At 49.0% G+C, this 14855-nt stretch carries 13 protein-coding genes; 7 read left to right on the top strand and 6 right to left on the bottom strand.

What is annotated here, in order from left to right; all coding sequences use genetic code 11:
* Positions 1–3 precede the first annotated feature (3 nt).
* Both AC566Q_RS21915 and AC566Q_RS21910 read left to right on the top strand, forming a co-directional pair.
* Positions 4–2850 carry a glycosyl hydrolase 115 family protein gene (locus tag AC566Q_RS21915; protein ID WP_105932871.1) on the top strand — a complete coding sequence of 949 codons (2847 nt, stop codon included), beginning with the start codon at positions 4–6 and terminating at the stop codon, positions 2848–2850.
* A 187-nt stretch (positions 2851–3037) separates the two neighbouring features.
* The gene (locus AC566Q_RS21910; RefSeq protein WP_499610904.1) at positions 3038–4234 is read left to right on the top strand and encodes an IS4 family transposase; all 1197 of its coding nucleotides are present in this window, start codon (positions 3038–3040) and stop codon (positions 4232–4234) included.
* A 49-nt stretch (positions 4235–4283) separates the two neighbouring features.
* On the opposite strand, the gene AC566Q_RS21905 is transcribed toward AC566Q_RS21910, so the two are convergent.
* Entirely contained in the window at positions 4284–5378 is a 1095-nt protein-coding gene (locus AC566Q_RS21905) for an MBL fold metallo-hydrolase (protein ID WP_240621875.1), read from the bottom strand.
* A 462-nt stretch (positions 5379–5840) separates the two neighbouring features.
* On the opposite strand from AC566Q_RS21905, the gene AC566Q_RS21900 reads away from it, so the two are divergent.
* Positions 5841–6713 carry an alpha/beta hydrolase family protein gene (locus AC566Q_RS21900; RefSeq protein WP_499610901.1) on the top strand — a complete coding sequence of 291 codons (873 nt, stop codon included), beginning with the start codon at positions 5841–5843 and terminating at the stop codon, positions 6711–6713.
* Between the two features lie 145 nt (positions 6714–6858).
* Here AC566Q_RS21900 and AC566Q_RS21895 read toward each other — a convergent pair whose 3' ends face one another.
* Both AC566Q_RS21895 and AC566Q_RS21890 read right to left on the bottom strand, forming a co-directional pair.
* A complete protein-coding gene (locus AC566Q_RS21895; protein ID WP_105934977.1) occupies positions 6859–7260 on the bottom strand; it encodes a type II toxin-antitoxin system death-on-curing family toxin in 402 nt (133 codons plus the stop codon).
* Positions 7260–7430 carry an acetyltransferase gene (locus tag AC566Q_RS21890; protein ID WP_105934978.1) on the bottom strand — a complete coding sequence of 57 codons (171 nt, stop codon included), beginning with the start codon at positions 7428–7430 and terminating at the stop codon, positions 7260–7262. Before AC566Q_RS21890 ends, AC566Q_RS21895 begins: the two co-directional genes overlap by 1 nt.
* 272 nt (positions 7431–7702) lie before the next feature.
* Here AC566Q_RS21890 and AC566Q_RS21885 point away from each other — a divergent pair, with 272 nt between their 5' ends.
* A complete protein-coding gene (locus AC566Q_RS21885) occupies positions 7703–7843 on the top strand; it encodes a hypothetical protein (RefSeq protein WP_205664740.1) in 141 nt (46 codons plus the stop codon).
* A 32-nt stretch (positions 7844–7875) separates the two neighbouring features.
* Here the strand turns inward: AC566Q_RS21885 and AC566Q_RS21880 are convergent, their stop codons facing one another.
* The 3 genes from AC566Q_RS21880 to AC566Q_RS21870 form a co-directional block, all read right to left on the bottom strand.
* On the bottom strand, positions 7876–8652 hold the full coding sequence (locus AC566Q_RS21880; RefSeq protein WP_105933334.1) for a hypothetical protein: 777 nt from the start codon (positions 8650–8652) through the stop codon (positions 7876–7878).
* A 550-nt stretch (positions 8653–9202) separates the two neighbouring features.
* The gene (locus AC566Q_RS21875) at positions 9203–10633 is read right to left on the bottom strand and encodes a sugar porter family MFS transporter (RefSeq protein WP_105933333.1); all 1431 of its coding nucleotides are present in this window, start codon (positions 10631–10633) and stop codon (positions 9203–9205) included.
* Positions 10633–11703: a glycoside hydrolase family 43 protein gene (locus AC566Q_RS21870; protein WP_499617586.1), complete on the bottom strand. Its 1071-nt coding sequence runs from the start codon at positions 11701–11703 to the stop codon at positions 10633–10635. Before AC566Q_RS21870 ends, AC566Q_RS21875 begins: the two co-directional genes overlap by 1 nt.
* A gap of 374 nt (positions 11704–12077) precedes the next feature.
* Between AC566Q_RS21870 and AC566Q_RS21865 the strand changes: the two genes are divergently transcribed.
* The 3 genes from AC566Q_RS21865 to AC566Q_RS21855 are packed head-to-tail and all read left to right on the top strand — an operon-like array spanning position 12078 to position 14832.
* Positions 12078–13085: a C4-dicarboxylate TRAP transporter substrate-binding protein gene (locus tag AC566Q_RS21865; RefSeq protein ID WP_499610894.1), complete on the top strand. Its 1008-nt coding sequence runs from the start codon at positions 12078–12080 to the stop codon at positions 13083–13085.
* On the top strand, positions 13082–13549 hold the full coding sequence (locus AC566Q_RS21860; RefSeq protein WP_105933331.1) for a TRAP transporter small permease: 468 nt from the start codon (positions 13082–13084) through the stop codon (positions 13547–13549). The genes AC566Q_RS21865 and AC566Q_RS21860 overlap by 4 nt, the downstream gene beginning before the upstream one ends.
* Positions 13546–14832, top strand: a complete 1287-nt coding sequence (locus AC566Q_RS21855) for a TRAP transporter large permease (protein WP_105933330.1) — start codon at positions 13546–13548, stop codon at positions 14830–14832. The genes AC566Q_RS21860 and AC566Q_RS21855 overlap by 4 nt, the downstream gene beginning before the upstream one ends.
* Positions 14833–14855: the final 23 nt, after the last annotated feature.

Genomic DNA, 14855 nt, shown 5'->3' with positions numbered 1-14855 from the left:
GGCATGTTAAAGCGCGTTGTATGTATTTTATTGGTGTGTTTGTGCGTACCGGCCCTGGCGAGTGACTATGTTACCCATCAGTATGCGTCAGGCGACTTTGTGGTGGCCGATGGCACCGCAAAACAAACGGCGACTATCTGGGTAGACAGTACCGCCAACCCGGGGATTAGAATGGCGGCTGAATCGTTGCAACAGGATATCCTCCGTGTAACCGGCCTTAAGCCTCAGTTAACCAGTAACAAAGACGACCTTTCAGGCCACGTGATCATCGTTGGTGAGCGCGGTCAGGCTGCGCTGGTGGATAAACTGATTAGCAGTAATCAATTCACAGTTCAGCCAAAGGCCCGGCAGTGGGAAGGTTATCAGCTCGATACGATAGCGAGCCCGCTCCCCGGCGTTGAACAGGCCTGGGTGATCAGTGGTAATGACCGGCGCGGCGTCATTTTTGGTATTTATGATCTGAGTGAAAAAATCGGCGTGTCGCCCTGGTATTGGTGGGCTGATGTACCGGTTATCACCCATGACAAACTCTACATTAAGGCCGATACGCATATCAGCGATGCGCCCAAAGTGAAATACCGGGGGATCTTCCTCAACGATGAAGCGCCAGCCCTTACCGGTATGGTGCACGAGCAATTCGGTGGCTATAACGCTAAGTTTTATAAGCATGTTTTTGAACTGCTGCTGCGGCTGAAATCCAACTTTTTATGGCCGGCGATGTGGAACAATGCCTTTGCTGACGATGATCCGCAAAACATGTATCTGGCCAATGCTATGGGCATAGTAATGAGCACCTCACACCACGAGCCCATGATGCGGGCGGATAAAGAGTGGAACCGCTATGGCAGCGGTCCGTGGGAATATTCAACCAACCCCGACAAACTCTACGACTTCTGGGTAGAAGGTGCTAAGCGTTACAAAGATAAAGACGGCATTTTCACCCTTGGCATGCGTGGTCAGGCTGATACGCCAATGAGCGAGGGCGAAAATATCGGCTTGCTGGAAAAAATCGTTCACGATCAGCGGGAAATTCTTGCCGATGTGATGGATAAGCCACTATCTGAAGTGCCGCAAGTGTGGGCATTGTACAAAGAAGTGCAGGGCTTCTATGAGCGGGGCATGCGTGTGCCGGATGATGTTACATTACTTTGGTCTGACGACAATGCCGGCAATATTCGCCGCCTGCCAACCGAAGCCGAGCGCGGCCGTAGCGGCGGTGCCGGAGTGTATTATCACTTTGATTATGTGGGCGGCCCGCGGTCTTACCGGTGGATCAATACCGTGCCGCTGGGTAAGGTCTGGGAGCAAATGAATCTCGCCTGGGAGTATGGTGCGGATAAAATCTGGATCACCAACGTAGGCGACTTAAAGCCTATGGAATTACCTATCAGCTTTTTCCTGGCGCAGGCCTGGGATCCGGAGGCATTTAACGCGCAGTCTGCCAAACGGTTTACCCGGGAATGGGCAGCGAGTCAGTTTAACGGACAGTTTACTAACGATATTGCTGAGTTGCTGACAGTTTATACGCTACAAAACGGCCGACGTAAGCCCGAAGCGCTGAGCCCGGAAACTTACAGCGTACTGAACTACAACGAAGCCGACCGGATAAGCGAAACACTGGCCGAAGCGGCGGATAAAGCCAATAGCATTTATGAGCGCATCGACAGTGATTATCAGGATGCATTTTTCCAGCTGGTTGCGCATCCGGTGTGGGCTACCCAGGCCATGTTTGAGTTAAACCGAGCCCAGGCGCTGAACGCTCTGTATGCCGAACAGGATCGCGCTTCTACGTCGGCCAAGGCGGCCACAGTCAACGCGTGGTTTGAACGGGATGCCGAGCTTACTAAAATGTATCACAGCATCAAGGGTGGCAAATGGAACCGTATGATGTCGCAGCCACACATTGGTTATGTGTACTGGAATAACCCGCCGGCCAATATTCCTCCGGTAGTTCAAACCAAAGCACTGGCTCAACCCGCTGTAGCTGATATGGGCGTTTCAGTTGAGGGAAGCCGTGCTTACTGGCCCGCCACCGGCGGATTGTTGCTGCCGGAATTTACGCTCTACGGCGAAGCGACTCGCAACTTTACCGTGTACAACCGGCAGGGCAAGGCTTTCAAGTGGTCGGCGACAGCCTCACAACCCTGGATCGTGTTGGAAAAAAACAGCGGTGAGCTGCTGACAGATACACCAGTTGCGGTTTCCATTGACTGGTCTCAGTTAGAGGTTGGCCATCACGAGGGGACCATTAATGTGAAAGGCACCGGCTGGGGCGGCGCGAACATAAAAGTTACTGCGCACAAACCAGAACTTACTGCAATGCCGGTTAGCGGCGACTTTATTGAAGCAGACGGTTATGTGGCGATGAATTCCAGCGAGGCCAAGGTGAAGTCGACCCCGAATGGCAGTTGGCATAAGGTCGCGGTACACGGGCGGACAGGCGAAGCCATGAGTGCGGCACTGCCGCCGTACTCAAGCCTGAAACCCCAGCAGGCGCCAGCACTGGAGTTTCCAGTATTCCTTACCTCAACCGGCGAGTTTCCGCTTACCCTCCAGCTATCGCCTTCATTGCCGTTTGATGAGGCAACGGGCATTAAAGTGGCGGTAACCCTGGATGGTGAGCATGTGGCTACACTTGCGTTGCCTTCACAAAAAGACAAGCAAGCCTGGGCGCAGGGGGTAATGGATAACGTGAAAGAACTCAGTACTACATTGCCTGTGACTAAGGCAGGTCGCCACCGGTTGGCGGTAAAAGCCTTAACGCCAGGAGCCGTATTACAGCGGGTTATCATCGATACTGGTAATCTGAAACCCAGCTATATTGGGCCGCCCCAAAGGCGCGCACCCTAAGAAAATATCAAGAAATAAAGGGGGCGTAATAAATAATAAAGGGGTCAGAGTTAATTAAATAAAGGGGGCAGAGTCTGAGGTATCCCCACAAATAATAATGCAATATCAATAAGATAAAAAAAGATAGGAACATTCATGACGTTTGGTGATCAGATCAATCGCCAAAAATCACCGAGACCAAACTGCCATGAATGCCCTATCTATTGTGAACAATGTCATATCGCTTGTCAGCTATAAAATGCATAAAGCGCGTCGGGATGTGGTAACGGCGTGCGTGAAAAGCCTTCTTCATGGAAGCGCAGCAAGCGTAACGAGTATTGGTCGTGGGGTTAGTACTAAAGCTTATGAAAAACATCGGATTAAACGTGCCGACCGCTTGCTTTCAAACCCGCATTTATTAAGTGAAACACCGTTTATCTATGCATCTATTTGCCAACTATTTTGTGGCAGCACATCACGCCCTGTTATCTCAATCGACTGGTCAGATTTAGATGACCATAAAGCGCACTTTCTTTTACGCGCGGCCATATCTTTAAAGGGTAGACCCGTCACACTTTATCAAGAAGTTCACTGCAACAAGACCAAAGAGAAACCCGCCACCCACAAGGCATTCTTAAAGACGTTACACGCCATGTTACCTTCAAATTGCCGACCCATTATCGTCACCGACGCAGGGTATAAATCACCCTGGTTCAGGGAAGTATTAGCGTTAGGCTGGGATATTGTCGGACGGGTTCGCAAACCGCATTTTTACTCACTCGACAGCGGCAATACGTGGCAGTGTATTCGTCACCTTTATGCCCAAGCGACCAGTCGACCAAAGCGTTTTGATAACAGCCAAATAGCTAGAGGTAACCCCTTTGCCTGTACGTTAGTTCTGTTCAAGCAGAAAGCGAAAGGGCGCCACGCTTCAAATCCAGATGGTACACGCAAAGCATCAAAGCGGTCGAAAGTCCATGCGCAAGGTGCGAAAGACCCGTGGCTGTTAGCCACATCACTAGCATCTCATCGACGCTTATCGAAACAGGTCGTTGCCATTTATCGCCAGCGCATGCAGATTGAAGAAGGCTTTAGGGACATGAAAAGCACCAAGTTCGGGCTTGGCTATGAGCAAAATAAAAGCGTGAAAAAGCAGCGTCTAACAATACTGATATTACTTACTACGTTAGCGTCACTGGTTGCTATCTTATTGGGTATGGTAGTCGTCTCTTCGAATAAACATCGGCGCTTCCAAGCTAATACCGACACCAGAAGCGTGCTGTCATTCCACTATCTCGGTCTGAGAGCTATTGCTTGCCGAATAAGATTCACTATGCGACAGTGGAAAGCTGCACTCAAATGGTACAGCTCCATAGTTGACGCTGCCTGGGCCGCAGGCACATGAAATTAAATTCGTGGGGATCCCTCAGACTCTGACCCCTTTATTACCTTTATTAAAAGCTAACCTGCTCCCCTTCGTTGAGAATGTGTAAGGGGATCTCTGAGTCTAAACGCTTATGCATGGTTAGCAGGCGGAATAGGGCAGAGTGTGAGGTTTTATCGCCCATCTTCCAGCTGTTATTGCCATACCCCCATGGCACCATCACTTTGCAGTTAAGCTCTTTTGCTGCAATAAGCGCATCTTCTGGCGTCATATGGACTTTTCGGTAAAAGGCTGGTGATTCCGCGCTGAAATAGGACGCAATGGGCAGCAAGCACACATCAATCTCGCCGTACTTTTCTCTTATCTGCTTAAAGTGGGGCGAATAGCCGGTGTCGCCGGCAAAGAATAATGTGTTGCCCTGATGTTCAAGCAACCAGCCACCCCAAAGAGTTTTGTTCTCGTCTTCATACAAATAGGGAACCAAAATCCGGTTGCTAAAGTGATGACCGGGGACAAAATGCACATTCACTTTACCCAGTGGTTTGCTGGCGTACCAGGCCATTTCGGTAATGTTAAAATCACCGCCGGGAAAGTGCTCAGCAAAACCTAAAGGCGTTAAAAACGCTGTATCTGCAGAGAAAGCCTGGATATCGCCTTTGTTAAAGTGATCATAATGAATGTGCGAATACATTACCGCATCGGTTGCATTAAGCATCAAATCCGATGGCTGTTCCGGTTCGTTGCGATTAAAGCCAGCCGACAAGCGAAAAGCCCAGTTTACCGGCCAGTCAAACTGATTAAATACCGGGTCGAATAGAAACTGTTGGTTATCCGGGGTGGTGATCCGAAAGCTGGCGTGGCCATACCATTTCACCGTATAGCCGGTGTTGAGCAACAACGGCGCAGAATCACCTTTATATGTGCAATTTTCCATGGGCTCATTACACGCCAAAAGCTCACTGGGCTGGTAGCAGTCTTCGCTGCAGGTTACCGGGTAATCTTTAAATTTGGGAAACAAATTAATAAAGCGGTCCTGATAGCCTTCCATGCTGGAATATTTCACCACCGAATCGGGCGGTGTTAACCGTTCTGTTTGATTATTGCTGCTGCAGGCTGCAATACAAAACGCAAGCGCTGAGGCAAGCGAAAAAGCGATGTACTTCACTGATGTTAAGTTCCCTTCAAATGTTCCAAAGGTAAGTTTACCAACTCAGGGTCTGCGACAAACGCAAAAAGTTGTAAACAAACTTAACGGCGGTGGGAGGATAGTTTTTAGCCCTCATACTAGTAAGATGATGGCCAAGTTCGCTATGGATATAGACTTTTCCATTGGCCAAAGCGCCGATGTAAGCCACGAAGATGTAATCATCGGAAAAGGCGTTGCCAGCCTTTTTGAATGAGCTAGTATAGTGTTGTAGATGCCGTTTCGATGTTGGATGTGAACAGCACTAGTAAACAGAACTGACATTATTTCAGACAACGATTCGGTTAATGAAGAACAATCATGCTCGCTTGATTGGGCTATTGCTGTCTCTTTTTGTACTTATGACTCATAGTGCATTTGCACAGCTTATCAGTGATACCCCCATTACCTCACCTGCAGAATTTAAAGCCTATTTGCTGGAACATGACTCCCTTATTCACATCCGGGGTTGAACAAACACCTGACCGAGCGATGCTCGAAAACACCTTCAATCATAACGTACACCTATCGGGCATTGTCTATGAGGTCGATGGTCTTAAAATCCGGGGCTTTGTCTTTAAACCAAAAGCGCCGGGTAAATATCCGGCAGTGATTTATAATCGCGGCGGCAATCGGGATTTCGGATCACTGGCGTTTCCGGGCTCATCGATAGGACCGGCGCAACTGGCTGAAATTGCCAGTTGGGGCTATGTGGTGATTGCCTCCCAATATCGGGGGGCCGGAGGCAGTGAGGGGGCAGATCATTTTGGTGGCGATGATGTAAACGATGTGCTGGCATTACCTGCCGTTCTAGCCGCGATTGAAGAGGTTGATGCTCTACGTATCGGTTTATTTGGCTGGTCGCGCGGGAGTATGATGAGTTTTCTGGCGTTAAAAAAGGGACTTAAGGTAAGTGCCGTAGCCGTTGGCGGTATTGTTGCAGATGTGGCTTTAACACTGGCACACCGCCCGCAGTTTAGCAAAACGTTTGCTGAAATGGACCCACAGTATCAGTTGGATCCGCAAGCCTGGCCTGCAGAGCGTTCGGTAATAAAGTGGCTGGATATGTTACCTAAAGTGCCAATACTAGTACTGAACGGCTCTTCCGACTGGCGTACCCGTTCGACTCAGGCATTAAAGCTTGTCGAGGCGTTGGATGAAAAACGCTATCCGGTGCGGTTTATCATGTATGAAGGTGCCGATCATGCTATTAGTCAGTATCGAGAAGAGGTCTTTATGCAGCTTCGTAACTGGCTTGACCGCTATGTGAGGGATCAGCAACCACCGCCCATAATAAACTATGCTCCTAAAGAGTAATTAGGGTAATTAGATTCGTACACGAACTGGCAGTAACGGATTTTGAGTTAAATCAGATTTGGCTGTCAGTCACTGGCAAATGGCCGAAATGAGCGAGAAGCAGACATTAGCAATACCATGAAGGACTGGTAAGCAAAGGTAAATTTCAGAGATCTGAGTTTTGTTCGAAAATATATTGTGAATAAAGCAAGTCGGCAAAATCTGACTCATCGATTTTTCCAATAACTAAGTCTCTGATAGCATCTGCGAAGAGATCATTATCAGCGGTTAACTCAAAATCGTTGAGCGACAAATACTCTAGCGCAACAGCCAGACCTGTTCGCTTATTAGCATCGGGAAGTGAATGAGAAAGCGCAATTGAAGAGGCATATTTTGCAGCTATTTCGAAAACGTCATCTAAGCCTGAATAGGCAATGGCATTATCAATTCTGCCTAGGGCACCCTGAAGTTTGTTGATATCAGCAGCGCCTTTCATGCCTGGTTCGTTTTCGAGAATGAACACGTTAATTTCTATCACGCGTTCAAAGGGGAAGAAAATGAGATCCATTACATATCAGCGAGTTTTTCAAAAGTGCGCTTATGTGTTCTTAAAACCAGCTTAGTTTCAGACTTAACAATTTGCTGGCCAGACTCACCGGACAAGTCAAGTTTCTTGCTGGCGGCGATTTTAGGGCGCTTTACAGCTTTCACGCCGTATATTTCAATCTTTGTATTCATAATCACCTCTAACGATATAGCAGCTAGTATACCTCTGATTCAAAGATAAGAGAATCAGGCAAACCAAGTACTAAATAGTAGTGTTTAGTTTACTGCTTATTCGAGAGAAAAGAACGTCAATAGTGCCTATTTCAGTGCTTCCAACCCATACTGCAATTTAGCAATAGCTGGGAGGTTGCTATGACAACCGCAAGCAAACCTTGGAACATCCCCGAATTATTGGACAGAACCGACCGCTAAAGATCTCACACATATGGGGCATCCTCATCCGATTGGAATTGGAGGACCACAAAGAAGGCAAGGTTATCGCGGCATTAGCAAAATACTATCCGAAGCTGACAGCAAAAATGGTCATCGAAATGGACGACCACGTATCGCTGGCATCTGTGAAGGCGGAGCTAGAAGCGGCATGAATCAGGCTAATCTCATCAATAGACTAAATGAATCAGAAAGTCAGCAGCATATACATCCAGTAGGAGCCGTCGTCATTCATCATGGTAGTGGGGCTGGGGCCGCCGGTGATGCCGAATGGCCGAGTTTGCATCAGCTGCATGTAAAGAATAATTCCCGCTCTGTCGTCTTTACCAGTCAGGGTTACTTCGCATTTCTTTTGCATACAAGTAATATTAAGGATTTCCAGCCTGGGGTCGGTGCTGTTCATAATAATGTAATCATGAATGTTAACCTGAGCCTGCTCGCGCCAGGCAAAATCTTCTTCCATGGGTTGCTGTGCGAGCGGTTCGTTGAGCATGGCATTGTCCTTAAGTACCTCCTCAAACATGAAGCCACTGCTCTCTCCGAGCGTCGCTTCCATGCGGGATTTTAAATCCGCCTTGTGCAATTCAGCCCACTCATGCAGCTCCTGTTGAGCTGCGGGATAGTTGTCCTGAGCCATACGACGAAGATCTTCATAGGTCTGCTGTTCTGCGATTTGTTCATTACTGTAAGGCGCGCTGCTGTCCGGGTCAACGTCGGCTCTGGAATAAGGCGAAGGTTGCGATGTTGCAGGGGACGCAGACATTTTCGTTGAAGTACTTTCAACTGGCGATATAGGTTTTGTCTCCGAGTTTTCCGGCGCGGATGTCGGCAGGGAGGGCACTACTGACGAATCATCCGTTGATAATTCACTCACCGGCAAGGACGCAGTAGGCGCTGACGCTCTGCCGACCAAAAAACCAGATACAGCAGCGAAAACAATCAGGCTAATCCATAAAACTTTCATCGTACCTCCTGTACAAAATATGACTCTAATTTCTACGCTACTGTATCCGTAGGTAAATGAAAAGTAAAAGCCTTTTGAGAACCTCCCGATTGTTTAGCGAAATGTTACAACCTTTAATTTAACCGAAAGAGATAAGGCTTGAGAATCCTAGACACTTTCCATGTTCCTAAAATATTGCCGGCCATATTATATTGGTGACAATCATTCGTTGCTGGTACGTCGACGTTTGGGATTGTAGAACATTTCGATTTAATTGAACCTCGCCTGGCGAGCATCATCTCTGGTTTTATATTTAATTCACCTGAACACGTAGTTCAATAGACGTTACAGTAGTGTTGGTGCATTTATCTGAGTACTCAAGCATCACGACGCCCCTTTCCTGTTCATCGCTGGCCCTTTGCGCGGGCTGAATATGTGTCAGTAACGCCTAGTGCATCGGCATTGCAACGGATGTTGGTGCTTCCATAGGTAAATAAGCATAAAAAAGCCAGCGCAGAAGCGCTGGCAACACTGATTTTTATTATTGTAAACAGTGCGGGAGTGGGTACAGCTATCCCTGCATTTGTTCCAGCTCTTTACCTTTGGTTTCGTTAACAAACTTCACCACAAAAATTACCGACAGGAAGGCGAAAATGGCATAAATACCGTAAGCACCGCCTAAGCCAATACCGGCTAGTAGCATTGGGAAAGTAATGGTGATCAGGAAGTTTGAAGTCCATTGCACCAGGCCGCTTACCGCAAGGCCAGAACCACGGATCTGATTGGGGAACATCTCGCCCAGCATTACCCACATTACCGGGCCCCATGACATATTAAAGAAAAAGACATACAGGTTTGCCGCTACCAGTGCAGTGGTTCCCCAGTCACCCAGGATAAGCTTACCGTCTGGCCCTTGTGAGGCATTCAAAAAGGCTACTACCATTATGCCAAGGGTTATTGTCATGCCAATTGAGCCCCACTTGAGCAGTGGTTTACGGCCGATTTTATCAATTACCAGCAAGGTAAGAATACAGGCGGCAATACTGATAGCCCCACTTAACACATTGATTAGCAGAGCGTCCGACTCGGAAAAGCCAACCGCTTGCCACAGCACCGCACCGTAGTAAAACACGACGTTAATACCAACGAGTTGCTGAAACGCCGCCAGGCCCAAACCAACCCAAACAATGGGGCGCACCTTAGTGGTGTTATTGTCGATTAAGTCTTTAAGTTGAGGACGGTGATCGTCGGCCAGTGATTGCTTAATTTCGTTGAGTTTATGCGTGGCTGCATCATCGCCCAGTAAACGGGTGAGTACGCGGTGAGCTCGCTCGGTTTTGTTGCTGGATACCAGAAAACGCGGGCTTTCAGGTATAAACCATAGCATCACAAAAAACAGGGTTGCCGGAATAAGCTCAATCCAGAACATCCAGCGCCAGGCCTCAAAATTTAGCCACAGCGTATTGGTTGAACCGGCTGCTTCACCAGCCAGCATGTAGTTACTCAGAAATGCAGCAAACAAACCGCTGATAATGGCAATTTGCTGAATACTGGTAAGCATACCGCGGTAACGGGCCGGGGAGACTTCCGAAATGTACGCTGGCGCCATCACTGAGGCCGCACCTACCGCAAGGCCGCCAAGGACCCGGTAGATAACAAACTCAAAAGACGACGTAGCAATACCAGAGCCCCAGGCGCTGATGATAAACAGTACTGACGAGACAATAAGTAGCGCACGGCGGCCGTATTTGTCGGCAAAGCGGCCAGCAAAAAATGCCCCTACCGCACAGCCCAGCAGCATGCTGGAAACATTAAACCCGGTGCCGGCGCTGGCCGAGTTAAACGCTTGCTGTAAGCCATCTACGGTACCGTTGATTACCCCGCTGTCGAATCCAAAGAGAAATCCGCCTATGGTGGCCACAATACTGATAAAAATAACAAAGCCGATATTTTCGCCCGACGGACTGTCCGTCGATGCTGGCGTGGCGGTTGATTCAAGCATTACTTCTGCTCCAGGTATGGATCGATGGTAACGATGCTGCCATCCGGGTTATAGGTGAGTTCGGTCATTTTTACGCTGCGTAAATGCGTTTGACCGCCGGATAATGAGCTGTCGTGATAGAACAGGTACCATTTACCCTTGAATTTGGCGATAGAGTGGTGGTTAGTCCAGCCTTCTACCGGTTGCAGGATCACGCCCTGATAGGTAAACGGGCCGTATGGATTATCGCCGGTTGCGTAAACAATTTTATGGGTATCGCCGGTAGAGTAAGAAAAGTAATACTTACCCTGGTATTTGTGTACCCAGGCTGCCTCAAAGAAGCGACGGTCATTATCGCCTTGCAGGATGGGACTGCCATCTTTATCGAGTAATTCAATTTCTTTAGGCGTTTCGGCGTAAGAAAGCATGTCATCCGCCATTTTGGCGATACGTGGTTTTACTGCCGGTGCATCATCGGCCGGATAAGCATCTTCCGGGTTATAAGTGCCGCCTTCATAGCGCTGTAGCTGACCACCCCAAATTCCCCCGAAATACATGTAGTACTCGCCGTTGTCATCTTTAAACACGGCGGGATCCATACTGTAACTGCCGGCAATTGGCTCCGGCTCAGGAGTGAACGGGCCTTCCGGCGTGTCGCTCACGGCTGCGCCAATGTGGAAAACGTCGTTCTTGTCTTTAAGCGGGAAATACAGATAGTACTTACCGTCTTTTTCGGCGGCATCCGGCGCCCATAGCTGGCGTCCGGCCCAGGGAATATCCTTAACTGATAAGGCTACGCCATGGTCGGTCACTTCTCCGCCCACTTCGTCCATGCTCAGGATATGATAATCGCGCATGTCGAAATGATCGCCATTGTCGTTTTGAGGAATACCAGATTCCACGTCATGAGAAGGATAAATATACAGGCGGCCGTTAAACACGTGGGCGGAAGGATCCGCGGTATAGATATGCTCTACTAACGGCTCAGCAAGGCCGCTTTTTACTTGTGGTTGTGTTTGAGGCTCAGGTTGAGCCTGAGTGTTCTGAGCTTCAACATTTTGTTGTTGTGGCTGACACGCTGTTAGCACCATGGCTGACAACAACGCAGAAAAGGTCAGTGAATATTTTGGTTGAAACGTCACAATACGCTCCCGGTCAGTGATTAAAATTCAGGGGCAAATAATGCAGCGACTGACGGCAATCGGCAATGTTAACGAGCTGTGAAACGATAAAAAGATAAAGCGGTAATGAATAACATAAATTTCACAATGTAAAGTGCTTATACTGCACTCGATTTTCGGCAATGGAAAAAATTCTTTTTTAAATAACGCTTTGCTAATTACTGGCTTTGCCGAGGATTTTTTCGGTCATCCAAAAAACGTTGCTGGAATGTGAAAAATGGCAATGTCGCCTGCCAACCACCAGCGCTATCCTGACGCCTTTACGCAGTAATTTAAGTAAATCTATGGTGACACAACATCGTCTGCTCAATTTGATTTTTGGCTTGCTGCTGGCTTTTTTTGCTACCGGTAGCAATGCAGATGCGGGGTCAGAAAAAGTGACGTCACTCAACGTGGTGACGTCGCTGAGTAGCAGCGATCCTATGTATAAAGGCCTGATGCACTTTAAGCAGATGGTCGAAACGGGCAGTAAGGGCTCACTTATCGTTAACCTGTTTATTGGTTCTCAGCTCGGTAATGACGACGACATTCTGGAGCAGGCCATGGCGGGTGCTGGCATTGCTGTGCTGGTAGATGGCGGGCGTCTGTCTGTGTATGCCCATGAAATGGGCATTCTTGGCGCTCCTTATCTGGTGAACAACCTGGCTGAGCTACAACACCTGGTTGGATCTGATCTGTTTCAACAGTGGAATGGCAGCCTGCAGCAAAACGCCGGTTTACGTGTGCTGGCATTTAACTGGTGGCAGGGCGCACGGCATCTGCTAACCCAGCAGCCGGTAGCTCAGCCTGAGGATCTCAACGGACTAAGACTTCGCACGATCAGTGCGCCGGTTTGGATAAGTACCATCGAAGCCATGGGGGCTTCGCCCACACCATTGAGTTGGTCTGAAGTATACAGTGCTTTGCAGCAGCGCGTTATCGACGCCGGTGAAGCACAGCTTGCTGCTGTATGGGGCGCAAGGCTCTATGAAGTAATAAGTCATGTGACTAAAACTGGCCACATTCAACTAATCTCCGGCCTGGTGACCAGTGATGAATGGTTTAACCGGCTAACAGCCGCCGAACAAGATATCATCATCCACGCTGCCACTGCGGCAGGTAAGTATGCCACTTCTCAGGTACTTACTGCTGAAAATGACATCGAGGCTAAGCTAGCCGCAGCCGGCGTTTCAATATCAACCCCGCCGCTTGAGCCATTTTTACACGCTACGGAGTCAGTCTATCAGGCCCTCGGCTATAGCGAGCTGCGCCAGCAGGTTTGTGCATTGCTGGATGAGGGGAACGCCCAATGAACCACCTCGATAAGATAGAGCGCATAGTGTGTATTGGCTTGTTATCTGCCATTGTGTTGCTGGTCTTTGCGGCGGCAGTGATGCGCACTGTAGGCTTGCCGATTATCTGGTCGGTCGATATTGCCCAACTTCTGTTTGCCTGGCTGTGTATGCTTGGTGCTAATCAAACCTTAAAACACGCACAACATGCCACCGTGGATATTGCCACCCAATACCTGCCCGCACGTTGGCAGCGGCGGCTTTCAGGCCTGGCATCTCTTATCATGATCGGCGTGCTCGCCGTTATTGTTGTATATGGCATTGCGCTGTTTAACCTTAACCCTCAGCGAACGCTGGGTAGTACGTCTTTACCTTACCGCTACGTAGCCCTTGCACTCCCGGTAGGCGCCGGATTGATGCTGTTAACCCTGCTTGAACAAAGCTGGCTTAAGTGGTTTTCAAATAAACAGAGGGCGGCGCAATGATGATGCTGCTGGTTTTCTTAGCCTTGCTATTAGCCGGGGTGCCTCTGGCGTTTAGCCTGATGGCCAGCGGCCTGCTGTTTTTTGTGATGCATGACTCCTTACCGGCGCTGGTGGCCGTGCAGCGAATGGTATCGAGCAGTCAGAGTTTTCCATTACTGGCAGTGCCGTTTTTCATCCTGGCGGGGCACATTATGAATGCTTCGGGTATCACCACGCGGCTGATTAGCTTTGCTAATTTACTGGTGTGTTGGATCAGTGGTGGTCTGGCTCATGTCACTATTGTGCTCAGTGCTTTGATGGGCGGCGTGTCCGGGTCAGCGATTGCCGATGCGGCCATGCAGGCCCGTATTCTTGGTAAGCCTATGGAAGACTCCGGCTTACCGCGGGGCTTCAGTGCTGCCATTATCACCGTGAGTGCTTTGATCACGGCCTGTATTCCGCCCAGTATCGGCTTAATTTTGTATGGCTACATGGGCAATGTGTCGATTGGTAAATTGTTTATCGCCGGACTATTACCCGGCGCTTTGCTGACTATCGCACTGATGCTTTGTGTACGTTGGGTGGCAAGCTCTCAGAAGCTGGGTAACACCGAAACACAAAAGCCGCCGGCATTCCGGGAAGTAATGCACGCCGCCAGCCGTTGTAAGTGGGCGCTGTTATTCCCGGTATTGCTGATTGTTACCATTCGTTGGGGGATCTTCACGCCATCAGAAGCCGGTGCCTTTGCTGTGGTATACGCCGTTTTAGTCGGGCTATTTGCCTATCGGGAACTTACCTTTGCACAGCTGTACAGCGCCTTAAACGAAAGCGTACGGGATATCGGCATGATCATGTTGATTGTACTGGCAGCCGGCACGGTAGGTTATGTGATTGCCTTTCAACAACTACCGGTTGAGCTAGCCCAAAGCGTGTCGGCAGTAACCCAGTCGCCGCTGCTTGTGCTGATGATATGTTTGGCGCTGTTGCTGGTGATCGGTACGTTAATGGAGGGCACCATTACGGTACTGTTGCTCACTCCTATTCTGGTGCCCGTTATCCAAAGCGTGGGGATCGATCCGGTTCACTTTGGCATTTTACTCGTACTGGTAGTGACCTTTGGCGGTACTACACCGCCGGTGGGTATTGCCATGTACACCGTGTGCAACATCATGGATTGCTCGATCACTCAGTTTATTCGTCATGTCTGGCCATTCTATCTCACTGTGCTGGTGGTATTGCTGTTACTGGCATTGTTGCCCGAGCTGGTGCTGTTTTTACCCGACTATGTGTATGCCACGCCTTAACCAATTTGAAGATGAGACTTTAT

It is taken from the genome of Alteromonas sp. H02, from assembly GCF_059682525.1.
The sequence above is the reverse complement of the archived record's forward strand: the minus strand, read 5'-3'. Positions and strand labels throughout refer to the sequence as shown.